This is a genomic window from Mycolicibacterium pallens (assembly GCF_019456675.1).
Taxonomy (GTDB): Bacteria; Actinomycetota; Actinomycetes; order Mycobacteriales; family Mycobacteriaceae; genus Mycobacterium; species Mycobacterium crocinum.
This window is the reverse complement of sequence record NZ_CP080333.1, coordinates 2,976,429-2,998,861: the sequence shown is the minus strand read 5'-3', so window position 1 is coordinate 2,998,861 and position 22,433 is coordinate 2,976,429. Positions and strand designations below refer to the sequence as shown.

Below are 22,433 nucleotides of genomic sequence, written 5' to 3'. Positions count from 1 at the left end.
GGCGCTCAATCGATATCGACGTCAGTGGCCTGGTCGACCGCTCGCAGCACGTGTTCGCGGCGTTCCTCGATCGTCCGGCCCAGTTCTTGCAGCAGCAGCGGATTGCGCTGCACCAGGTCGGCGACCGTGTCGCGAGGTAGGTACACCACCGCGACCTCGCCGACCGCGTAGGCGCTTCCGAGCACGGGCTGCCGGGTCAGCGTGGACTGGCCGAGGAACGAGCCCTCGTCCTGGGTCCAGGCCATCACTTGCGAACCATCTTCGAGATGCGCGTTCATCTGCACGGTGCCCGACAGGACGAACATCATCCCGCTCGGAACCTCACCGGCGCGCTGCATGCGTTCGCCATCACCGTAGCGCTCAATCCTGGCGTGCTCGACCAAATCCTCGTGCTCGTCGCGGCGCAACTTCAAGACCGGACCGACGACCTTGTTGAAGCTTTCGGAAACTCTCTCTGGAGTGGAGAATTCGTCGTCGGTCTCGTCGAGGTGCAGCCCTTCGCGCCGGGCGGCATACCAGATCCAGCGCCGGAATGTGGCTTTGGCCTTTCCGTCCTCCGCGGGTGACTTCAGCGGAATTTTCGTGCGGTACTCCATACCGCCGATCGGGACCGTCTTGGGCGCGCGGTCCGGATCGCATTGGGGCAGCTCGGCTGCCGCGCGAGTGAGCATGTCGCACACCCGGTCTGGCGGATCGTCGTGGGCGAAGACGACGTCCACCTCGCACGTGTGCTGGCCTTCGGGGCGACTGAGGTTGGTGAACGATGCGCTGGCGAGCACGGAGTTCGGGGTGATCTGCAGACCGGTCCCCGTCTCGAGATGTGTGGCGCGCCAGTTCACCTCGACGACACGGCCTTTGGCCTGCGGGGTCTCGATCCAATCCCCCAGTTTGAACGGCTGCTCGAAGAGCATCAGCAGCCCGGAAATGATCTGGCCGACCGAATTCTGCAGAGTCAGGCCGACGACGATCGAGGTAATGCCCAGCGCGGTGAACAGACCCTTGACGTTGGCGCCCCAGATGTAGGCGAAGATCATCGCCACCCCGACCGCGATCAGGACGAAACGCAGAACGTCGAGGAAGATCGACGGCATCCGCTTACGCCAGGACCCGTCCGGTGCGCTCTGAAACAGCGCCGCATTGATGCCCGAGAGCATCAGCACCAGAACCACGAACGCCGCAAGGGTCGCGACGACCCGCACCGACGTGGCGTGCGGCGGAATCTGATTGGCCTCCAGCATCAACAGCAGTAGTGCGATGAGCGGAAGAAGGTAGTTGCGCAGAATCGTCACGGGCCGCAGCAAAGCGCCCTGCTTGCGTTGCAGCGCGTGCTGCCACTCGGTCAGCGCCACCAATCCCAGCGGAAGGCCGAAAGCGATGCCGACCGCCCAGTAGAACCATGCCGAGGAGAACACGTTGGCCATCAGTGACGCTCCGCGAGCCGCCAGATCGGATTCGCCTCACCGTCGACCGAGACGCTACCCGCAGAATCGAACTGCATCGTCTCCTGCAGCACCTCGTAGACATGGGAGGTGACGTAGATTCCGGGTTGTGGCGAGCCATCTTTGATCTGATGTGCGAGGTTCACCACTGCGCCCCACATGTCGTAGACGACCGACGGGCGCCCGAGCAGCCCGCTACTGACCATGCCGGTGTCGATGCCGGCGCGCAGCTGCAGGTCGTTGCCCGTCTCAGCGTTGAACCGCTCGACGATCCGCTGGCATTCCATGGCGAAGTCCACGGTCCGGCGCACGTTGTCCAACCGCGGCACAATCAGCCCACAGCTCGCGAGATAGCCGTTGCGCACGGTGTGGACGGTTTCCATGCCGAAATTCTCTGCGGCGGCGTCGATCTGCCGGATCAGCTCGTTGACCAACGCCAGCGATGCGTCGGTGGCCAGCTCGGCCTGTAGGCGATCGAGGCCGATGAGGTCGGCGAAGATGACGGTGACGTTCTGGTGCTCGACGGCGATGATCTCCTCGCCCTGCTTGAACCGCTCGGCCAGCGCATCGGGCATCAGCGACCGCAGCAGTTCGTCGTTCTCCTTGCGCTGCTGATTGATCAGGTCTTCCTTGACCGTCAGACTGCGGCCCATCTCGTTGAACGCGACTGTCAGATCTCCGATTTCGTCGCGACTGTCGACCGGGATGGCCACGTTGTAGTCGCCGGCACTGATCCGCTGGGCGCCAGCTTCCAGCCGCCTGATCGGACGCACGAAGATCTGGGCCAGCGATATGGCCAGCAGGCACACCACGAACACGATGCCGGTGGTGACCAGCACGACGGTCTTGGTGAACGCTGTCTCGCGGGCGAACGCCTCTGCGGTGGTCACTTTCGCGACGATGGACCAGTGCAGTTCCGAGTCTTTGATCACCAGAGGCGCATAGGCCTGCAAGGTCTCCTGACCGAGATAGTCCTTGGTGATGACGGTTCCGGTCTCCCCCTTCTGGGCGTTGAGGGTCGCCGCGGACGTCATTTTCTGGATCAGTGTGGTGCCACCCTGACGGATCGCCATATCGGCGACGTCGGGAGGCGTGCCTGCTTCCACGACAGCGGACTTGTACTGCTGCGGATCCTCCAGGAACAGACGCGAATCCGACCGCATCAGGTCGTCCGGCCCACCGAGGACCGTCTCCCCCGTCTCGCCCATTCCGGCCTGCTGCCACTGCTTGTCGAACGTCATCAGCCGGTTGATCTTGGTGATCGGAAACTGCAGTGCCAGCACTCCTTCGGCGCGACCGTTCTTGAGTAGCGGCGCCACCATCCATGCCGTCGGCTGCATTTCAGCGGGCTGGTAGAACTCGAAGTCGGTGAAGCCGACGTAGTCGATCTGGTTGGCCGACATCGCTTTCAGGTACGCCTGGCGAAGTTTGGATCCGGAGTAGGGCCCGTCCAGGATGTTGGTTCCGAGATCGACGTCCTTGTAGGCGCTGTAGACGACATTGCCGCGACCGTCGAGCAACAGCGCGTCCTCGAAATCGAAGCGCGTCACGATCTGCCGGAAGAAGTCCTGGAAGCGTGCATTGGCGGCCGACCACATGCTTCCGTCGCGGGCGTCGTTGATGGTGATCGCGTTGTCGTCGTCCTTCCGCAGCGCGGTGTAGTTCGCCTGCAGATACCGCTCGGGGTTGGTCGTCGGCAGCAGTGCGGCCGCGTCGAGCTTCGTCCCGCTGTATTGCTCGACCTCTTTGATGAACGTGTTGTTGTAGTAGTCGGTGATGGTCTGAGATTGCGCGGGAGTGATCTGCACGGTCGACAGCTGATCGAATCCGGCGGTGAACTCCTCCAGAGCGGTCTGGGTGCTGACCCCCTGGGTGTAGGTGATCAGCGAATTCCTCAAGTCCGAGATCTGGTTGGTGAGCGCTCGGGTTTGCGATCCCCGGACCTCGGTGAGGCGGCTGAACACCGCTTCCCGAATCGAGGCGCGGCCCGCCTTGAAGGCGATGCCCCCGATCACCGCGGACGCCAGCACGGTGCAGAGCACCATCATCAGGATGAGCTTCGACAGGATGCTCACGTGCGCGAGCAGTCGGCGGCGCCGGAAGCGATCGAGACGGTTCCGCGGCCGGCCGGCCTGCGGCGTTCGGTCGATGTCGGCCTCGGCAGCGTCTTGTTCAGACACTTGCGTCATAGGCATCCCTTCGCCCGGCACGGCCTGAAAGGCACGTGTCAGGAGAGCAGAGTACCGCAATCTGTGACCAATGGGGCTGATGTGGCCGATGATGTAGTGATCCTGGCCGCGGTCCGGCCAGCGGTACAGCTGGTTGCCACACCGGCGACCACGATGGTCGGATAGCACCCGTGGACACGACTTACGAAGGCACCAAGCGCGAGATCTCCACCGAGAAGGGCGTTCTGCGCTACCACGAGGCCGGCGAGGGCCCCACCCTGTTGCTCTTGCACGGTTCCGGCCCGGGTGTCACCGGCTGGCGCAACTTCCGCGGCAACCTGGCCTTCTTCGCCGAGCGCTACCGCTGCCTGGTGCTGGAGTTCCCGGGCTTCGGGGTGAGCCACGACTTCGGCGGCCACCCGATGCTGGATGCCCAGGCCGCGGTGCCGGCCTTCGTCGACGCGCTGGGCCTGGAGAAGGTCGACGTGATCGGCAACTCGATGGGCGGCGGAGTCGGCATCAACTTCGCGATCAATCACCGCGACCGGATCGGCAAGCTGGTCACCATCGGTGGTATCGGCACGAACATCTTCAGCTCGGGCCCCAGTGAGGGCATCCGGTTGCTGCAGGAGTTCACCGAAGACCCCACCCGGCAGCGCCTCATCGACTGGCTCAACTCGATGGTCTACGACCCGGCCCTGGTGACCGAGGAGCTCATCGAGGAACGTTTCGCGCTGGCCACCGATCCCGAGACGCTCGAGAGTGCGCGCCGGATGTACGGCAAGGCGGCGTTCGCGGCGATGACGAAGATGATGCGCAACGCGGACTTCCCGCTGCCCTGGGCGATCATGCACAAGGTCAAGGCCCCGACACTGCTGACGTGGGGGCGTGACGACCGGGTGAGCCCACTGGATATGGCGCTGATCCCGATGCGCACCATCCCCAATGCCGAGTTGCACGTGTTCCCCAACTGCGGGCACTGGGTGATGATCGAGGCCAAGCAGGCGTTCGAGAGCGCGGTGATGAGCTTCCTGCAACGGGACTGACGGCGCGGATGTGCGCCCGACTGTGGGTGTCGTGCACAGATTTCGATCGCTTTTCGTGCATAGCCCCCACAGTCGGCGGCTGACCGCTCAGGGCGCCTTGATCAGGTCGAAACCCTTGTATCCGGCCGCGGCGACCTCGGCGCAGATGTCGTTGTACGCCCCGAAGCCGCCGATGAAGAGCATGAAAACCCGTGGCTTCCCAAGCACATTGGCGCCCAGATACCAGGAGTTCGCTTTCGGGAAGAGCGTGGTTGCCGCCCGCTGGTTGAGTTCGGCGAGCCAATGCTCCACCGCGTCCGGTGTCGCCTCGATGCCGACGTATCCGTGCGTGTCGAGATAAGCGATGGCATCGGCGATCCAGTCGACGTGCGCCTCGGCGTGCAACACCATGTTGGCGAGCACGGCCGGGGCCCCAGGGCCGGTGACCACGAACAGGTTCGGGAAGCCATCGTCACCCAGGCCGAGGTAGCTGCGCGGGCCGTCGGCCCAGTCGTCGCGTAACAGCTCTCCCCCACGCCCGACGATGTCGATCTTGCCCAGTGCGCCGGTGAGCGCGTCGAATCCGGTGGCGAACACGATCGCATCGAGATCCACGTGCTGTTCGGAAGTGTTGATACCGGTCTCGTCGATCGACACGATCGGCGTGCGGCGGACGCTGATCAACGTGACGTTGGGCCGATTGAACGTTTGAAAGTAGTTGGAGTCAGTGCAGATTCGCTTGGTCCCGATCGGGTGATCGTCGGGGATCAACAGATCGGCGACATCCGGGTCGTCGATGACCGCCCGCACCTTCTCCTCCCAGAACCGGCGTGCCTCGTCGTTGGCGGCCTGATCGATGAGTTGATCGGGGAACGTCTTGGAAAACAGCACACCGCCGAGGCGCCAACGCTTCTCGAACGCTTCCCGCCGTTCTTTCTCGGATACCTCGAACGTCAGTGTGGTGGTGCCGACATACGGCGAGCCGCCGCCGCTGCGGAACGAGACTCGGCGGCGCTCGGCATAGGTCGCCTTGACCTCGGCCACCTGCTCGGCGGTCAGGGGTGTGTTGCCGGCCGGGATGCTGTAGTTCGGGGTGCGCTGGAAGACGTACAGGTGCTCGGCCTGTTCGGCGAAGATCGGAATCGATTGGATCCCAGACGAACCCGTGCCGATCACCGCCACCCGCTTGCCGGTGAAGTCCACGCCCTCGTGGGGCCAGTGCGCGGTGTGGTAGGTCTCGCCCGCGAAGCGATCCAGGCCGTCGAACGCGGGCGTGATGGCTGCCGAGAGGGCTCCGGTCGCCATCACCACGAACCGCGCAGTTGTCATCCGGTCGTCGTCGGTGGTGACCGTCCAGCGCAGCGTCGCCTCGTCGAGGACCGCCGAGGTCACCCGGGTGTTGAACGTGATGTCGGAACGCAGGTCGAGCTTGTCGGTGACCCAGTTCAGATAGGCCAGGATCTCGGTCTGGGTGGCGTACTTCTCGGTCCACGTCCATTCTTGCTGCAACTCGTCGGAGAACGAGTAGCTGTAATCGACACTCTCGACGTCACACCGGGCGCCTGGATATCGGTTGAAATACCAGGTGCCGCCCACCTCGGGCGCCGCCTCGAAAACGCGAACCGACAACCCCTGGTTACGGAACTTGTGCAGCGCGTACAGCCCGGCGAAACCGGCGCCGACCACCACCACGTCGACCTCACGTGCGCTCATGTTCTGCAGCGTAGGTCGAAATTCTTACGTAGCCCCGCTCATCGAGACATTGGCCGATACGGACCGCCTCGCGGGTTCAGGATGGAGCCAACAGCCCAGAACTGGACAAGGATGCATGATGACCGCTTCGGTGCTCGACAAGACGATGGAGCTCGCCGACCAGCTGCGTGAGCAGGCCGTACAGGCCGAGAAGATCGGCAAGCTCACCGATGAGACCGTCAAGGCGATGAAGGAGGCCGGCCACATCCGGCTACTCCAGCCGGCCAAGCACGGCGGCCTGGAGGTGCACCCGCGTGAGTTCGCCGAAACCGTGATGGCCTTGGCCGCCTTGGACCCGGCCGCCGGCTGGATCAACGGTGTCGTCGGTGTGCATCCCTATCAGCTGGCCTACGCCGACCCGCGGGTGGCAGAGGAGATCTGGGCCGACGACGTCGACACCTGGGTCGCCTCGCCCTACGCCCCGCAGGGCATCGCCAGACCGGTCGACGGCGGCTACATCTTCAACGGCAGATGGCAGTTCAGCTCCGGGACCGACCATTGCGACTGGATCTTCCTGGGCGCCATCAAGAGCGACGCCGACGGCAAGGTGCAGATGCCGCCGCAGATGCTGCACATGATCCTGCCGCGCAAGGACTACGAGATCGTCGAGGATTCCTGGGATGTCGTCGGGCTGCGCGGCACCGGCTCGAAAGACGTGATCGTCAAGGACGCCTTCGTCCCCGAGTACCGCGTGATGGATGCGTTCAAGGTCATGGACGGCACCGCGCAGCGTGAAGCGGGAATGACCGACACCCTCTACCTGATGCCGTGGTCGACGATGTTCCCGCTGGGCATCTCCTCGGCCACCATCGGCATCTGCGAAGGGGCGCTGGCCGCACACCTGGATTACCAACGCGAGCGGGTCAGTGCCGCAGGCACCGCAATCAAGGACGACCACTACGTGATGTACGCGATCGGCGAGGCCGCGGCCGACATCAACGCCGCTCGCCAAGAGATCCTGGCCAACGTCGACCGGATCTACGACATGGTGGACTCCGGCAAGGAGGTCTCGTTCGAAGACCGCGCCGCCGGACGGCGCACCCAGGTACGTGCGGTGTGGCGTGCCGTCAGCGCGGTGGACGAGATCTTTGCTCGCTCCGGCGGCAACGCGATGCGGATGGACAAGCCGCTGCAGCGGTACTGGCGTGATGCACACACCGGCATGGCACACGCAATCCACGTGCCCGGCACGGTGTATCACGCGTCGGCGTTGAGTTCGTTCGGTGTCGATCCGCAGGGTCCGCTGCGGGCGATGATCTGACGGGGAGCGCATCGGTGAGCCTCCTCAAAAGCCTCGGCTACGTCACCATCCACACCGCCGACATCGAGCGCTGGCGCCAATTCGCCTTCGGTGTCCTGGGTTTCGCCGAAGGCAAGGGGCCTGACCCGTCGGCGCTGTACCTGCGGATGGACGAGCGCGCCGCCCGGATCATCGTCGTTCCCGGCGACGGTGATCGGATCAACACCGTCGGCTGGGAGGTCCGCGATCACGCCGCCCTCGAGCAGATGAAAGCGATCCTTGACGGCGCCGGGGTGGCCTACAAGCAGCTGTCGCAATCGGAGGCCGACGACCGGCGCGTCGAGGAGGTCGTGGCATTCGACGACCCGGCAGGCACCCACCTGGAGGTGTTCCACGGCGCGGTGCTCGACCACAGCCCGGTGATCACCCCCTTCGGGGCGCGGTTCGTCACCGGCGACCAGGGATTGGGTCACGTGGTCTTGCCCGCCATGGACGCACCCGGCCTGTTCGACTTCTACACCGACGTCTTGGGTTTCGTGTCCCGTGGCGCCTTCCGCGTGCCGCTGCCCAAGGAGTTCGGCCCGATCCGGATCCGCTTCCTGGGGATCAACGAGCGCCACCACAGCCTGGCGATCGCCCCGGCCATGCACCAGCGCGATCCCGGCCTGATCCACATGATGGTCGAAGTCGACAGCCTGGACGCGGTCGGCGAGGCGCTGGACCGCATCGCCGCCCAAGAATTCCAGCTGTCCTCCACATTGGGCCGCCACACCAACGACAAGATGGTGTCGTTCTACGTCCGCGCACCCGGCGACTGGGACATCGAGTTCGGCACCGGCGGCCTGCGGATCGACGAAAACCATTACACCGCAGAGGAAATTACCGCCGACAGCTACTGGGGCCACAAGTGGGTCGGCGACCTGCCCGCCGCGATGCGTCCCTGACATGACCGAGGTCCGCCCGGTCCCGGCCGCCTCGGTGGCGAACTGGGACCACGAGGCCGACGTCGTCGCCGTTGGCTTCGGCGTCGCGGGCGCTGCCGCGGCGGTCGAGGCCGCAGGAGCCGGCGCCGACGTTCTGGTGCTCGAGCGGGCCGGAGCCTGGGGCGGCGCCGCGGCGCTGGCCGGCGGATTCATCTACCTGGGTGGCGGCACGGCTCTGCAAAAGGCCTGTGGTTTCACCGATTCTCCGGAGAACATGGCGGCCTTTCTCGACGCCGCCATGGGCCCCGGTGCGGACTCCGACCGCATCGCCGACTACGCCGAGGGCAGCGTCGAGCACTTCGAGTGGTTGGTGCGCTGCGGGGTTCCGTTCAAACCGGAGTTCTTCGGCGAGCCGGGCTGGGAGCCGCTGGGCGACCAGGGCCTGATGTACAGCGGCGGCGAGGACGCGTACCCGTTCAATACCATTGCCGAACCCGCTCCCCGCGGACATGTGCCGCAGATGCAGAACAAGAAGCAGGGCCAGGCCAGCGCCGGGTTCATGCTGATGAAGCCGTTGGTGGAGACCGCGACCGACCGTGGTGTGCGCTCGCTTTACGACGTTCGCGTGCATTCACTTGTCGTCGAATCCGACGGGCGGGTCGTCGGGATCACCGCCCGCCAGTACGGCACCGATATCGCGGTGCGGGCGCGCCGTGGCGTCGTATTGGGCACCGGAAGCTTCGCCTACAACGAATCGATGATGGCCCGATTCACCCCTCGGATCGCCGGCAGGCCGATCTCGGCGGTGGAACAGCATGACGGACAGGGCATTCGGATGGCGCAGGCGCTCGGCGCGGACCTCGCGCACACCGATGCCACCGAGGTCGCATTCGTGGTCGATCCGCAGCAGCTGGTGCGCGGCATTCTGGTCAATGCGCGCGGGCAGCGCTACGTCGCCGAGGACACCTATCCGGGCCGCGCCGGTCAGCTCACGCTCTACCACCAGAACGACACGGCGTATCTGATCCTCGACGAAGCGGCCCAGGAGGAAGCCTTGGCCTCGCAGACGCCGAAGCTGATTCTGCGCAAGCCGAAGTGGGTGTGCGAAACGGTCGCCGAACTCGAGGCCGAGATGGGCCTTCCCCCTGGAAGCCTGCAGGACACGGTGGCGCGCTACAACGAGGGCGCGGCCCGCGGTGAGGATCCGCTGCTGCACAAGAAGGCTCGGTGGTTGCGGCCGATCGGCAGCCCGGTGGGCGCCATCGACCTACGGCACGCTACCGGCGGATTCCCGCTCGGCGGATTGCGCACCAGCCTCGATGCCGAGGTGCTGCACGTCAGTGGCGAGTCGATCCCGGGCCTGTACGCGGCCGGACGCTGCACGGCGGGTCTGGCGGCATGGGGTTATGCCAGCGGTATCTCGTTGGGCGACGGCAGTTTCTACGGCCGCCGTGCGGGGCGCGCCGCCGCTCGGGGGTAGGCATCGACGAACAGATCAGGCGAATGTCGCAATGATCGCCTCCCGCGGTGAGCGCCATGTCAGGCCGAGCTCAGCGAGGGTCTGGCGGTCATCGGTCGGGATCGCGGCCGTAATCAATTGTGCCGCTTCGTGACTGAATCCCGAACTGACCGGGAGAACACTGCCGGCCAGATCCGCGATGCGGCCCAGCGTGCGAAATACTCGCGGGCTCATCGGAATTCGTTTGATCTTCCGACCCGACCCTGCCTCGAGCGCGGAGATCATCTCATCGAAGCTCAGGAACGTACCGCCACATAGGTAGCGCTTCGGCCCCTGCCCCGGACGCATCAACGCGCAGTGGACGTCGGCAACATCGCGTACGTCGATCATCATCATGCCCGCGTTGCGCACACGAGGCGCCACACCACCGTTGACGATCGCCGCCCAACCCTGCTCGGTGACACCGGGCGAGGTCCAGAATGACGGGCCGACAACGCTGGATGGGTAAGTCACCACAACGGGGGCGCCGTCCTGCTGCATCCGGCGGGCTGCCCGCTCGGCATACGACTTCGTCCTCGCGTACGCCGACTTGCCCTGCGCCGTCGGGCTGTCCGGCGTGATCACCGGGCCCGGAGGTGGAAAGAGCGCACTGTAGCTGCTGACCAACACGATGGGATCGAGTCCGCGCGCACAGGCCTGCTGCAGGATCGCTTCGGCGGCGTGGGCGTTGATTTCCCACATGAGCTTCTCCCGGCGGTCGTCGGTACCGACCACTCCCGCCGCGTTCACCACGGCCTCGCTGTCAGCCAGCAATGCGGCGACCTGGGTGGGCTCGCGCACGTCACCGCGATGGACCGTCACACTGCCCAAATCCGAGAATCGGCGCAGCAGATCCGGATTGTCCCAGCCCGGCTCGGCCAGGAGCGAGACGCTGTGTCCGGCGGCGAGCAGTCCACGCACCAGGTGCGCGCCCAGATAACCGGTTCCCCCGGTGACAGCGACTTTCACTTACCCGGATCCGATGCCATGGCCTTCGCGTCAAGACCGCCCAGGGAGTCCTGACCGACCTCCGCGTTGTGTGCGTGGGCGAAGTGATGCAGCCCGAACACCGCATCCATCCCGTTGCGCAAGCCCATCTGGTCTTCGCACTGGTTGACTGCGCGCTTGGCCAGTGCGAGACCGAATCTCGGCATGGTCGCGATGCGTTCGGCCATCTCGAGTGTCACGGCGCGGAGTTCTGCGCGCGGCACGACCCGGTTGACCATCCCGATCTCGTAGGCACGTTGTGCACCGAACTTGTCCGCGGTGAACAGCATCTCCTTGGCGAAACGTGACCCCACGATCCAGGGGTGCGCGAAATACTCGACACCCGGGATACCCATACGCACAACAGGATCAGAGAAGAAGGCGTCGTCAGAGGCGATAATCATGTCGCAGACCCACGCCAGCATCAGGCCACCGGCGATGCAGGCACCGTGCACCATCGCGATGGTGGGCTTGGGAATCTCCCGCCACCGTCGGCACATCCCGAGATAGACCTCGACTTCCCGGGCGTAGCGCATGTCCCCGCCCTCTTTGTCGACGTGGTCCCACCACAGCGCCGCCTTGTTGTCGTACGACACATGGTGATCGCGGTCGGGTGTGCCGATGTCATGGCCGGCGCTGAAATGGTCACCGTTGCCGGCCAGCACGATCACGTGAACATCGCCGTCTTCGACGGCACGCTGGAACGCGGCGTCCAGCGCATAGGTCATGACCGAATTCTGGGCGTTGCGGTAGCGGGGTCTGTTCATCGTGACCAGCGCGGTCCCGCCGATGACTTCGTAGGTCACCACCTCAGTGTCGAGTGCAGTCATCTCAGGCCTTTCGAAAGCCGCTGTGCCTAGCGCTGAGTACTGCCGGCGTCTACCGGAAGGCTAACCGAGGTGATGTAGCGCGCCTCGTCGGAGGCCAGGAACAAGCTGGCATTGGCGACGTCATGTGGGTCCACCCACGGCACGGGGAGCATGTTCATCGTGGTCGCGGCCTCGGCGAATTCGTCCCGGGTCGGCGGCCGGCCCAGGTCGGGCCGGAACGCGCTGCTCACCACGTCGTTCTGGATCATCGGCGTATCGACATTGGTCGGGTGCACAGTGTTGACGCGGATACTGTGCGGGGCCAAATCCTGTGCCAGACTGCGCATCAGACCGACCACACCGTGCTTGGCCGCGGTGTAGTGAGCGACGCCGACCAGTCCCCGCAACCCGGCGATCGAACTGACCAACACCATCGAGCCTGCCCCGCGGTCGATCAGGTGGGGAACCGTGGCCGCGCAGGTGTGCCACACTCCGGTCAGGTTGACGTCGAGCATTGTGCACCAGGTCGATTCGTCCATCTCCATGGCGAGACTTCGGGAGGTGATACCCGCCGTGGCGCAGACAATGTCGAGTCCGCCGAACTCGGCAGCCCCCCGGTCGACGCTCACGCGCAACGCCTCGAGATCGCGCACGTCGACGATGTCGGTGATGATGCGACCACCGACGTCCTCGACCAGGCGTGCGGTCTCGTCGAGATCAGCCGGGAGGCTGGGGGGCACGTGCACGGAATCCACAGGGCCACAGAGGTCGATGCCAATGACGTGCGCGCCCTCCTGCGCGAAGCGCACCGCCTGTGCGCGGCCGATGCCGCGAGCCGCGCCGGTGATGAAGGCCGTCTTGCCCGCCAGTCGGCCGTTCATGTCGTCTTCTGGGTCAGGCCGGCGTCGACCACCAGCTGGGTTCCGGTGATGTAGCGGGCCTGATCCGATGCCAGGAAGACGGCGGCGTTCGCCACGTCAACGGGCTCGACCCAGGGCACCGGAAGCAGATTGCGAGCGGCGAGGACCTCGACGGCGTCGGCTTCGGTGGGGTTGTCGAGATCCGGCCGCAGCCGCTTGTACGTCGCCGGGTTGCGCACCATCGGTGTCGCCACCGGCCCCGGGTGGACGGTGTTGACCCGAATGCTTCTGGGACCCAGTTCGTTGGCCAGAGTGCGGGCCAGACCAACGACGGCATGTTTGGTCGCGGTGTAATGGGCGGTGCCGGCGGTGCCGCGTATTCCGTTGGTGGAGCTGATGATCACAACCGAGCCACCGTCGGGACCGATGTGCGGAACTCCTGCCCGGACCGTGTGCCAGACGCCGGTGAGGTTGACGTCGATGGTGCGCTGCCACTCCTGCGGGCTGATCTGCCACGCGGGCCCACCCGGAGTGTGGATACCGGCGTTGGCCACGACGATGTCCACTCGGCCCAACTGCTCGGCGCCCGCATCGACCGCCGCGGTGACCTCAGCGAGGACGGTGACGTCGGCGATTCCGATGACGGCTCGCCTGCCCCGCCGGGAGACCTGCTCGGCCGTCTCGCGCAAATCCTCGGCGGCCTCGGCGTGGTCGAGCATGATGACATCGGCGCCAGCGTCGGCAAAGCGCTCACAATGCACGCGCCCGGTGCCTCGTCCCGCGCCGGTCACCAGGACGACCTTGTCCCTCAGTGCGGGCATTCACGGCGCCTTGAGCAGATCGAAACCCTTGTATCCCGCTGCGGCCACCTCGTTGCAGATGTCGAGATAGGTGGCGAAGCCACCGATGAAGAGCATGAAGGTCCGCGGCTTGCCAGGGACATTGGCACCCATGTACCACGAGTTGGCCTTGGTGAACAACGTGCCTTCGGCGCGTCGCGCACACTCCGCGATCCAGCCGTCGACGGCATCGGCGGTTGGTTCGATCGCGCTGTAACCGTGATCGCCGAGGTATGTGATGGCGTCGGCGATCCAATTCACATGCGCTTCGGCATGTAAGACCATGTTCGCCAGAACTGCGGGCGCTCCGGGGCCCGATACCAGGAAGAGGTTGGGGAAGCCGTCGGTGCCCAACCCGAGGTAGGTTCGCGGTCCGTCACCCCAGTCCTCGACCAACCGCTGGCCACCGCGGCCGACGATGTCGACCTTGGCGAGTGCACCGGTCAACGCGTCGAAGCCGGTGGCAAGCACCAGCGCATCGATCTCGAAGTGCGCTGCCGAGGTGTTGATGCCCGTGTCATCGATCGACTCGATCGGTGTGTTCCGAACGCTGATCAGCGTGACGTTGGGCCGGTTGAATGTCTGAAAATAGTTGGAGTCAGTGCAGATTCGCTTGGTCCCGATCGGATGGTCATCGGGGATGAGCAGATCGGCGAGGTCGGGATCGTCGATGACGGCTCGGATCTTCTCCTCGTAGAACTTTCGGGCTTCGTCGTTGGCCTCCAGAGAGACCATCTGATCGGTGAACGTTTTGGAGAACAGCACTCCCCCGAGTTCCCAGCGTTTCTCGAACGCCGCCCGACGCTCCTCCGGGCTCGCCTCCATCGTCAACTTCGGATGCGCAACATGCGGCGATCCACCACCGCTGCGCCACGATCTCTCGCGTCGCTGCGTGTAATTCGCCTTGATGTCGGCGATCTCATCGGCCGTCAACGGTCGGTTGCCTGCCGGCACGCTGTAGTTCGGCGTGCGCTGGAACACGTAGAGCTGTTCAGCTTGGTCGGCGATGATCGGAATCGACTGGACGCCCGACGATCCGGTGCCAATCACTGCGACGCGCTTGCCGGTAAAATTTACGCCGGCGTGCGGCCAGTGTGCGGTGTGATACACCTCGCCGCGAAAGTTACTCAAGCCCTTGAAGTCCGGCGTCAACGCCGCGGACAGCGGGCCGGTGGCCATGACGAGGAACCGGGCCTCCACTGTCTCCTGGGCGTCAGTGGTCACCGTCCATCGCAAGGTCCGTTCGTCGAGAACCGCACCGGTGACCCGAGTGTCGAACGTGATATCGCGGCGCAGGTCGAGCTTGTCGGCGACCCAGGTTATGTAGGCCAAGATCTCGGTCTGGGTCGCGTACTTCTCGGTCCAGGTCCATTCCTGCTGCAACTCATCGGAGAACGAGTAGCAGTAGTCCACACTCTCAACGTCGCAGCGCGCACCGGGATAGCGGTTGAAGTACCAGGTGCCGCCGACATCCGGTGCCCCCTCGAACACCCGCACCGACAACCCCTGTGAGCGGAACTTGTGCAGGGCGTAGAGTCCCGCGAACCCGGCACCCACCACGATGACGTCGACACTGGTATTCGGTGTACTACTCACGCGCTGGACGGTAAGCGGTCAGCGCCGGGGTGCTGCGTGGGCTTCCCGGTCAACGGACGCCCATATTTGACGTCCCGGCCATCGGACCCCTCCGGTGCGCGCCGACATCGCGTCCCGCGAGAATCGGTGCTCATGACCGAACCCGAACCCGGCACTACGGCAACAGATCTCGATGACGCCGACGCCGCCATCGTTCGAGTGGACCTCTACGGAACGACACACCGTTTTCGTTGGCCCCGAGACGCCACGCTCGTCGACACCATGATCGCTGCCGGGATTGATGTCCCGCACTCCTGCAAGGAAGGTCATTGCGGCTCCTGCGCAGCGACCACGGTGACCGGGGAAGTTCACATGGCCGGCTGCGACATCCTCGAAGCCGACGATCTCGCCGACGGGGTGATTCTGAGCTGTCAGGCGCGGCCGGTGTCCGACGACCTGCACATCGAATTCTGAACACGATGAACAGCGGCTTTCCGCTGACCGGGAATCGTCACCGCCGCACGTTCAGGAGCGGTACACGATCGACGACAGTGAGCGACGATAGGACCACATCATGACCGAGCGGGTAATCGACCACATCCGACAGATCGCGGATCAAATGCGTGACCAAGGTGCCGAGGCGGAGAAGATCGGCAAACTCACCGACCATACGGTCAAACTCATGAAGTCGGCGGGCAACATTCGACTGCTGCAGCCGAAGGCCCACGGCGGCTTGGAGGTGCATCCCCGAGAATTCGCCGAGACCGTCATGGCGACCGCCGCACTCGATCCGTCCGCCGGCTGGATCAACGGCGTCGTGGGCGTGCACCCCTATCAACTGGCCTACGCCGACCCCAGGGTGGCGGCCGAGATCTGGGCCGACGATGTCGACACCTGGGTGGCTTCGCCCTACGCGCCGCAGGGTGTCGCCACCCCAGTCTACGGCGGATACATCTTCAACGGCAGGTGGCAATTCAGCTTCAACGGCAGGTGGCAATTCAGCTCGGGCACCGACCACTGTGACTGGATCTTCTTGGGCGCGATGCTCGGCGACACCGACGGCAAGCCCCTGATGCCCCCACAGATGCTGCACATGATCCTGCCTCGCAAGGACTATCAAATCGTCGAGGACTCGTGGAACGTCGTCGGCCTGCGCGGCACCGGTTCGAAGGACGTCATCGTCAAGGACGCATTCGTGCCGTCCTACCGGACGATGGATGCGACCAAGGTGATGGATGGCACCGCTCAGCGTGAAGCGGGCATGGCCGAGACCCTGTATCTCATGCCATGGTCGACGATGTTCCCGCTCGGAATCAGTGCCGCCACCATCGGTATCGCCGAAGGTGCACTGGCCGCCGCGCTGGACTACCAGCGGCGTTGCGGTCAAGGACGATCCCTACGTCATGTACGCCATCGGTGAGGCCGCGGCCGACATCAACGCCGCCCGACAGGAATTGCTCGCCAACGCCGACCGCATCTACGACATGGTCGACGCGGGCAAGGAGGTGTCGTTCGAGGACCGCGCAGCGGGCCGGCGCACCCAAGTGCGTGCGGTGTGGCGCGCCGTATCAGCTGTCGATAAGATTTTCGCGCGCTGTGGCGGCAATGCCGCCCGGATGGACAAGCCGCTGCAACGGTATTGGCGTGATGTGCACGTCGGCCAGGCACACGCCATCCACGTGCCCGGGACCGTCTATCACGCGTCGGCCCTGAGCTCGCTGGGCGTGGATCCGCAGGGTCCGCTTCGGGCGATGATCTGAGGAATCCCATGAGTCTGATCAAAGGTCTGGGCTACGTCACCGTAGCTGCGTCCGATATCGACCGCTGGCGACATTTCGCCTTCGACGTCCTCGGCTTTGCCCACGGCAAGGGGTCCGATGCCTCAGCGCTGTACTTGCGGATGGACGAGCGTGCCGCCCGCATCATTGTCGTGCCCGGCGACGTGGACAAAATCGTCACGGTCGGATGGGAAGTGCGTGACCACGTCGCACTCGAAGAGCTCCTGGCGGGATTGGATGCCGCCGGTGTGCCCTTCAAGCGACTGACGCAAGAAGAGGCTGATGCCCGACGCGTCGAGGAAGTCATCGCCTTTGAGGATCCGGCGGGGACCTCGCTGGAGGTCTTCCACGGCGCGGTTCTCGACCACTCGCCCGTGATAACTCCTTTCGGGGCGCGATTCGTCACCGGCACGCAGGGTTTGGGACACGTGGTGCTTCCGGCCCTCGATGTCGACGGCGTCTTTACCTTCTACACCGAAGTGCTGGGTTTCACATCGCGCGGTGCGTTCCGGGTCCCGGTGCCGCCCGAATTCGGACCGGTGCGCGTGCGGTTCATGGGCGTGAACCAACGCCATCACAGCCTGGCGATCTGCCCCGCGCAGACCGTTCGCGATCCCGGCTTGATCCATCTGATGGTCGAAGTCGACTCGCTCGACGCAGTGGGTCAGGCCCTAGATCGGGTCAACGCCGAGGGCTTTCAGCTATCGTCGACGCTGGGTCGGCACACCAACGACAAGATGGTGTCGTTCTACGTGCGCGCGCCTGGTGATTGGGATATCGAATTCGGCACCGAAGGGATGCGCGTCGACGAGATGTACTACACCGCAGAGGAAATCACCGCCGACAGCTATTGGGGCCATCAATGGGTGTCTGACCTTCCGGCGGCCATGCGCCCATGACCGCCGAGGATGACGTCCACCCGGTCGCCGCGTCGTCGATCGACAACTGGGATCACGAGGCCGATGTGGTCATCGTCGGCTACGGCATCGCGGGTGCCGCAGCCGCGGTGGAAGCAGCGCGCTCTGGCGCCGACGTGCTGGTGCTCGAACGCACCGGATCGTGGGGCGGTGCGGCGGCGATGGCCGGTGGTTTCATCTACCTCGGCGGCGGTACGCCGATCCAAAAGGCCTGTGGTTTCGATGATTCGCCGCAAAATATGGCGGCATTTCTCAACGTGGCGATGGGGCCGGGGGCCGACGAGGAGCGCATCGCCGACTACTGCCAGGGCAGCCTCGCCCACTTCGACTGGCTGACGGAGTGTGGGGTTCCGTTCAAGCCCGAGTTCTGGGGTGAGCCCGGCTGGGAGCCGCCGGGCGACCAGGGTCTGATGTTCACCGGCGGCGAGAACGCCTACCCGTTCAACACGATCGCTGAGCCCGCGCCACGCGGACACATTCCGCAGATGACCGGGAAGGTAGCCGGCGAGAAGAGCGGTGGCTTCATGTTGATGAAGCCACTGGTCGAGACCGCGACGTCGCTCGGTGTGCGAGCCGTCTATGACGTGCGGGCACAGACTCTGATCGTCGAATCCGATGGTCGGGTGGCCGGCGTGGTGGCGCGGCAGTACGGCCAGACGGTGCGGGTGCGCGCCCGTCGCGGGGTCATGCTGGCCGCGGGCAGCTTCGCCTACAGCGAGTCGATGGTCAAACAGTTCGCACCGGCGATCGCCGGACGCCCCGCCGCGTCGATCGAACAACACGACGGCCGTGCGATCCGGATGGCGCAGGCGCTCGGCGCGGACCTCGCGCACATGGATGCCACCGAGGTGGCGTTCCTGATCGATCCGCAACAGACGGTGCGGGGCGTCCTGGTCAACGGCTTCGGCCAGCGATACGTGCCCGAGGACATGTACTCCGGCCGCATCGGCCAGTTGACGCTGTACCGGCAGGACGACACCGCGTATCTGATCATCGACGGCGACGCACAAGAGGAAGCGATGGCGGCGACGTCGGCCACCCCCTTCCTCAAGCGGCCCGCGACGTGGGTGTGCGACACGGTCGCCGAACTGGAGGCCGAGATCGGTCTGCCGGTCGGCTCCCTGCAGGCGACGATCGGCGCCTACAACGAGGCGGCCGTGCGCGGCGAGGATCCGTTGCTGCACAAGAAGCCCGAGTGGATCAAGCCGGTCGGGACTCCGGTCGGCGCCATCGACCTGCGTGCCAGCTGCGGTGGTTTCACCCTCGGCGGTCTGATGACCTCATTGGACGGCGAAGTCATCCACGTGAGCGGAGAGCCGATTCCCGGACTGTTCGCCGCGGGGCGCTGCACCGCAGGGCTGGCGGCCTGGGGCTACGCCAGCGGTATCTCACTCGGTGACGGCAGCTTCTACGGCCGACGCGCGGGTCGTGCGGCCTCGATCGCGTAGCCCGGCCAGACCCGATTTTCCCTCCGCCTCGCGGTGCTCCAGTGCTGCTGCACGGCCCGCGAGGCCTTGTGGTGACCGCCAACTTCCTACGGCGTTTCATGTGACAGCGCGCACAGCGCTGTGCTAAAACTATATTACTAATAGTCATATGCCTGGTTGGCATGCCGCTAAAGCTAGGAGGCCCTCATGACAATGGCTGTCGAGAAGGCGAGCGAGACGCCGAGCGCCGTCATCGACCGGATTTCGCTGGTGCTGGACGCTTTCGACGGCCCGGGCCGACTGACGCTCGCGCAGATCGTGCGCCGAACGGGCCTGCCGCGGTCGTCCGCGCACCGCATGCTCGAGCGCCTCGTCGCGTTGCGCTGGCTGCGCCGCGACGGCCGCGACTACGAACTCGGGATGCGGCTGGTCGAGTTGGGATCGCTGGCGCTGCACCAGGACCGCATTCACCGGGCCGCCATCCCGTTGCTGCGTGACCTGCACCGAGCCACCGGTTTGGTTGTGCACCTCGCGGTCCTGGACGGATCCGATGTGGTCTATCTGGAAAAGATCGGCGATCACATGGGCGGCGCGATTCCCACCCGGGTGGGTGGTCGTCAGCCGGCACACTGTACGGCTGTGGGAAAGGCGATCCTGGCCGATAACCACATCACGGAGGTCGACCTCACCGACCGCAAGACCCGGTTCTCGATCGCAACGACGCCCCAGCTGGTCGCGGAGTTGGCGAAGATTCGCGCGCACGGCGTGGCCTTCGAACGCGAGGAATCGCTGCCCGGCTTCGGCTGCGTGGCGGCCCCCATCGGCCCGGCCGGTCAAGCGGTGGCCGCGGTCTCGGTCTGCGGACCGATGAGCCGGATGGCGTTCGACAGCCGACTGGTCGCGCCGGTAAGAATGACGGCGATGGGTATCTGGCGTAGCGCTGAGGACGGCGCCGACCGTGTTGCGCCGACACTGCAGTCCCTGCGCCCGCTGCGGGTCGGCCCCACTCCCCGGCCCATGGGACGGGATTCGGCATCGCTGCAGCCGGCGTGACTCTCGATCCTCAGATCGCAGGCCTGATCGAAACCCTGGACTCGGGGTTTCCGCCCGTGCACACGATGACCGGAGCCGAAGCGCGCGCCGCGATCCGCGCCCGTTTTGTGCCGAATCCGAACCCCGAACCGGTTTTCCACGTCGCCGATCGCCAGATCGATGTCGCGGGTGGACGCGTGGGCGTCCGAATCTACCGGCCTGAGTCCAGTGAGCCACTGCCCATACTCGTGTATGCCCACGGTGGCGGGTTTGTGTTCTGCGACCTCGACAGCCACGACGGGTTGTGCCGCAACCTCGCCAATTCGATTCCCGCCGTGGTGGTCTCGGTCGGCTACCGACTGGCCCCCGAGCACAGGTGGCCCACCGCTGCCGAAGACGTCTGCGCCGCCACCCTGTGGGCGGCGGCGCATGCCGCTGAACTCGGCGGCGATCCCAGTCGGATCGCGGTCGGTGGGGACAGCGCAGGCGGCAACCTCGCCGCGGTCACTACTTTGATGGCCCGGGATCGTGACTCGGTGGACATCGCCGCGCAGTTGCTGCTGTATCCGGTGATGGCCGCGGACTTCGACACCGAGTCCTACCGGCGTTACGGCCGCGGCTACTACAACCCGCGCCCGGCGCTTCAGTGGTATTGGGATCAATACGTGCCGGCGGTCGAGGACCGTCGGCATCCGTACGCCTCGCCACTGCAGGCGGATCTGACCGGTCTGCCGCCGGCTGTCGTCGTGTTGGCCGGCCACGATCCGCTGCGCGACGAAGGATTCGCCTACGCAGATGCTCTGGCGGCGGCGGGGACGCCGACAACGCGGTGTTCATTCGAGGGCGGCATCCACGGTTTCATGACGATGCCGATGCTCGACCTGGCCCACCGGGCCCGTCGGGAGGCCGCCCGCTCGTTAGGTGAGCTGCTCCGACGCTGACGGCACTGCCGCGCCGTAGCGTTGCAGTGGGTCGAGCACACAGTGCGTGCGGCCGAAGACCGTCACCATGCACTTGTTGTTGTGGTTGCATCGGCTACGCGAATCCGGTTGGGAAATCATCGAATTGACCCGGTCAGGCTCACGCAGCAGCGCCCGCCCCATCGCGAAGAAGTCAAACCCCTCGGCCCGCCCCGTCTCCAGATGCTCGCGCTCGGTGATGCCACCCAGCAGGATGAGCTTGGTATTGCGCATGAGCGGCACGAATTGGCGCGCGGCATCCAGCATGTACAGGTCCTGGTACGGATACACACCCATCGTCCGCTTACCGAACAGCCGAACAGCGGGACGCAGCGCGGGCGGCATGACCCCGGCGAACTCCTTGACCGGTACGTCTCCCCGGAACAGGTACATCGGCTTGTACACCGACGAACCCTGGGTAAGTTCCAACGCATCCAGGGTGGCGTCCGAGTCGAGAAGCTGCGCGGTGCGTAGTGCCTCGTCGATCCAAATGCTGCCGGGCAGGCCGTCATCCATGTCGAGTTTGGCGATCACCGCGATCTGGTTGCCCGTCACTTCACGAACATGCTGGGCTATTTCGCGGACCAGCCGCGAACGGTTGTCGATACTGCCGCCGTAGGCATCTTTTCGCCGATTGATGAGCGGACTGAGGAACGAACTCGGCAGATAGAGATGGCCAAAATGGAGCTCGACCGCATCGAATCCGGCGTCGACTGCCACCTGCGCGGCGGCCCCGAACTGCTTGATGACGGTGCGGATTTCCTCGACTGTGATGGCTCGGCAGTACGCCATGGACGTGGGATTGACGAATCGACTGGGAGCCACAGCCGTAACGCCGGTGAGCTTACGTGGTGCCACCACGCCGGCATGTCCGAGTTGCGCCGATATCGCTGACCCGGCTCCGTGTACGGCGTCGGTGAGTCTGCGCAGGCCGGGAAGCGCCGCGTTGCTCATCACGATCTGACCCGGCGCGCTGGCACCCTGGGGCGACACGCAACAGTAGGCGACTGTCGTCATGCCGACACCGCCCTCGGCGAACGTGAGGTGGAACGCGATCAAGTCATCGGTGACCTCACCTCGTGGCGAGCGTCCCTCGGAGGTGGCGGCCTTGATCACTCGGTTGCGCAGGGTTACCGGGCCAAGGCGCGCCGGACTGAACACATCGCTCACCGGATCACGATCGCGCCCGCGCCACATGCGGTCAA

Annotated in this window: 18 protein-coding genes and 1 pseudogene; 10 read left to right on the top strand and 9 right to left on the bottom strand. The window is 65.2% G+C overall.

Annotated elements, in window-relative coordinates; genetic code table 11:
• Positions 1–5: 5 nt before the first annotated feature.
• Both K0O64_RS14725 and K0O64_RS14720 read right to left on the bottom strand, forming a co-directional pair.
• A complete protein-coding gene (locus tag K0O64_RS14725) occupies positions 6–1,421 on the bottom strand; it encodes a mechanosensitive ion channel domain-containing protein (protein ID WP_071944732.1) in 1,416 nt (471 codons plus the stop codon).
• Positions 1,421–3,628, bottom strand: a complete 2,208-nt coding sequence (locus tag K0O64_RS14720) for an adenylate/guanylate cyclase domain-containing protein (protein WP_083542908.1) — start codon at positions 3,626–3,628, stop codon at positions 1,421–1,423. The genes K0O64_RS14725 and K0O64_RS14720 overlap by 1 nt, the downstream gene beginning before the upstream one ends.
• Positions 3,629–3,798: 170 nt before the next feature.
• Between K0O64_RS14720 and K0O64_RS14715 the strand changes: the two genes are divergently transcribed.
• Positions 3,799–4,653: an alpha/beta fold hydrolase gene (locus tag K0O64_RS14715; protein ID WP_071944734.1), complete on the top strand. Its 855-nt coding sequence runs from the start codon at positions 3,799–3,801 to the stop codon at positions 4,651–4,653.
• An 87-nt stretch (positions 4,654–4,740) separates the two neighbouring features.
• On the opposite strand, the gene K0O64_RS14710 is transcribed toward K0O64_RS14715, so the two are convergent.
• Entirely contained in the window at positions 4,741–6,345 is a 1,605-nt protein-coding gene (locus K0O64_RS14710) for a flavin-containing monooxygenase (RefSeq protein WP_071944736.1), read from the bottom strand.
• 118 nt (positions 6,346–6,463) lie between these two features.
• Here K0O64_RS14710 and K0O64_RS14705 point away from each other — a divergent pair, with 118 nt between their 5' ends.
• From K0O64_RS14705 to K0O64_RS14695, 3 genes are read left to right on the top strand one after another with little or no spacing between them, the layout of a single operon-like run.
• The gene (locus tag K0O64_RS14705; RefSeq protein ID WP_071949842.1) at positions 6,464–7,645 is read left to right on the top strand and encodes an acyl-CoA dehydrogenase family protein; all 1,182 of its coding nucleotides are present in this window, start codon (positions 6,464–6,466) and stop codon (positions 7,643–7,645) included.
• A 14-nt stretch (positions 7,646–7,659) separates the two neighbouring features.
• Positions 7,660–8,568, top strand: a complete 909-nt coding sequence (gene bphC, locus K0O64_RS14700; RefSeq protein ID WP_071944738.1) for a biphenyl-2,3-diol 1,2-dioxygenase — start codon at positions 7,660–7,662, stop codon at positions 8,566–8,568.
• Between the two features lies 1 nt (position 8,569).
• Entirely contained in the window at positions 8,570–10,027 is a 1,458-nt protein-coding gene (locus K0O64_RS14695; protein ID WP_071944740.1) for an FAD-dependent oxidoreductase, read from the top strand.
• A 15-nt stretch (positions 10,028–10,042) separates the two neighbouring features.
• On the opposite strand, the gene K0O64_RS14690 is transcribed toward K0O64_RS14695, so the two are convergent.
• From K0O64_RS14690 to K0O64_RS14670, 5 genes are read right to left on the bottom strand one after another with little or no spacing between them, the layout of a single operon-like run.
• A complete protein-coding gene (locus K0O64_RS14690) occupies positions 10,043–11,014 on the bottom strand; it encodes an NAD-dependent epimerase/dehydratase family protein (protein WP_071944742.1) in 972 nt (323 codons plus the stop codon).
• Complete coding sequence (locus K0O64_RS14685) at positions 11,011–11,862, bottom strand: enoyl-CoA hydratase (RefSeq protein ID WP_071944744.1); 852 nt, start codon at positions 11,860–11,862, stop codon at positions 11,011–11,013. The genes K0O64_RS14690 and K0O64_RS14685 overlap by 4 nt, the downstream gene beginning before the upstream one ends.
• 26 nt (positions 11,863–11,888) lie before the next feature.
• A complete protein-coding gene (locus K0O64_RS14680) occupies positions 11,889–12,722 on the bottom strand; it encodes a mycofactocin-coupled SDR family oxidoreductase (RefSeq protein ID WP_071944746.1) in 834 nt (277 codons plus the stop codon).
• On the bottom strand, positions 12,719–13,522 hold the full coding sequence (locus K0O64_RS14675) for a mycofactocin-coupled SDR family oxidoreductase (protein WP_071944749.1): 804 nt from the start codon (positions 13,520–13,522) through the stop codon (positions 12,719–12,721). The genes K0O64_RS14680 and K0O64_RS14675 overlap by 4 nt, the downstream gene beginning before the upstream one ends.
• A complete protein-coding gene (locus tag K0O64_RS14670; RefSeq protein WP_071944751.1) occupies positions 13,523–15,136 on the bottom strand; it encodes a flavin-containing monooxygenase in 1,614 nt (537 codons plus the stop codon).
• 132 nt (positions 15,137–15,268) lie between these two features.
• Here K0O64_RS14670 and K0O64_RS14665 point away from each other — a divergent pair, with 132 nt between their 5' ends.
• The 6 genes and pseudogenes from K0O64_RS14665 to lipP1 all read left to right on the top strand — a co-directional run bounded on the left by K0O64_RS14665 (position 15,269) and on the right by lipP1 (position 21,210).
• Positions 15,269–15,589, top strand: a complete 321-nt coding sequence (locus K0O64_RS14665; RefSeq protein WP_083542621.1) for a 2Fe-2S iron-sulfur cluster-binding protein — start codon at positions 15,269–15,271, stop codon at positions 15,587–15,589.
• A gap of 100 nt (positions 15,590–15,689) precedes the next feature.
• Positions 15,690–16,875: pseudogene (locus tag K0O64_RS14660) on the top strand (acyl-CoA dehydrogenase family protein).
• 8 nt (positions 16,876–16,883) lie between these two features.
• Entirely contained in the window at positions 16,884–17,792 is a 909-nt protein-coding gene (gene bphC / locus K0O64_RS14655) for a biphenyl-2,3-diol 1,2-dioxygenase (protein WP_071944753.1), read from the top strand.
• Positions 17,789–19,258: an FAD-dependent oxidoreductase gene (locus K0O64_RS14650; RefSeq protein WP_096311471.1), complete on the top strand. Its 1,470-nt coding sequence runs from the start codon at positions 17,789–17,791 to the stop codon at positions 19,256–19,258. The genes bphC (K0O64_RS14655) and K0O64_RS14650 overlap by 4 nt, the downstream gene beginning before the upstream one ends.
• A gap of 186 nt (positions 19,259–19,444) precedes the next feature.
• Positions 19,445–20,290: an IclR family transcriptional regulator gene (locus tag K0O64_RS14645; RefSeq protein ID WP_071944757.1), complete on the top strand. Its 846-nt coding sequence runs from the start codon at positions 19,445–19,447 to the stop codon at positions 20,288–20,290.
• Positions 20,287–21,210: a LipP1 family hormone-sensitive lipase gene (lipP1, locus tag K0O64_RS14640; RefSeq protein WP_071944759.1), complete on the top strand. Its 924-nt coding sequence runs from the start codon at positions 20,287–20,289 to the stop codon at positions 21,208–21,210. Before K0O64_RS14645 ends, lipP1 begins: the two co-directional genes overlap by 4 nt.
• On the opposite strand, the gene K0O64_RS14635 is transcribed toward lipP1, so the two are convergent.
• Positions 21,187–22,425, bottom strand: a complete 1,239-nt coding sequence (locus tag K0O64_RS14635) for an NADH:flavin oxidoreductase (RefSeq protein WP_071944761.1) — start codon at positions 22,423–22,425, stop codon at positions 21,187–21,189. The two genes, lipP1 and K0O64_RS14635, sit on opposite strands and share 24 nt — an antisense overlap.
• Between the last annotated feature and the right edge of the window lie 8 nt (positions 22,426–22,433).

Bases quoted from the DNA above. Each gene is read 5' to 3' on its own strand.
- K0O64_RS14725 (WP_071944732.1), bottom strand. From the start codon at position 1,421: ATGGCCAACGTGTTCTCCTCGGCATGGTTCTACTGGGCGGTCGGCATC.
- K0O64_RS14720 (WP_083542908.1), bottom strand. From the start codon at position 3,628: ATGACGCAAGTGTCTGAACAAGACGCTGCCGAGGCCGACATCGACCGA.
- K0O64_RS14710 (WP_071944736.1), bottom strand. From the start codon at position 6,345: ATGAGCGCACGTGAGGTCGACGTGGTGGTGGTCGGCGCCGGTTTCGCC.
- K0O64_RS14705 (WP_071949842.1), top strand. From the start codon at position 6,464: ATGACCGCTTCGGTGCTCGACAAGACGATGGAGCTCGCCGACCAGCTG.
- K0O64_RS14695 (WP_071944740.1), top strand. From the start codon at position 8,570: ATGACCGAGGTCCGCCCGGTCCCGGCCGCCTCGGTGGCGAACTGGGAC.
- K0O64_RS14685 (WP_071944744.1), bottom strand. From the start codon at position 11,862: ATGACTGCACTCGACACTGAGGTGGTGACCTACGAAGTCATCGGCGGG.
- K0O64_RS14680 (WP_071944746.1), bottom strand. From the start codon at position 12,722: ATGAACGGCCGACTGGCGGGCAAGACGGCCTTCATCACCGGCGCGGCT.
- K0O64_RS14675 (WP_071944749.1), bottom strand. From the start codon at position 13,522: ATGCCCGCACTGAGGGACAAGGTCGTCCTGGTGACCGGCGCGGGACGA.
- K0O64_RS14665 (WP_083542621.1), top strand. From the start codon at position 15,269: ATGACCGAACCCGAACCCGGCACTACGGCAACAGATCTCGATGACGCC.
- bphC (WP_071944753.1), top strand. From the start codon at position 16,884: ATGAGTCTGATCAAAGGTCTGGGCTACGTCACCGTAGCTGCGTCCGAT.
- K0O64_RS14650 (WP_096311471.1), top strand. From the start codon at position 17,789: ATGACCGCCGAGGATGACGTCCACCCGGTCGCCGCGTCGTCGATCGAC.
- K0O64_RS14645 (WP_071944757.1), top strand. From the start codon at position 19,445: ATGACAATGGCTGTCGAGAAGGCGAGCGAGACGCCGAGCGCCGTCATC.
- K0O64_RS14635 (WP_071944761.1), bottom strand. From the start codon at position 22,425: ATGTGGCGCGGGCGCGATCGTGATCCGGTGAGCGATGTGTTCAGTCCG.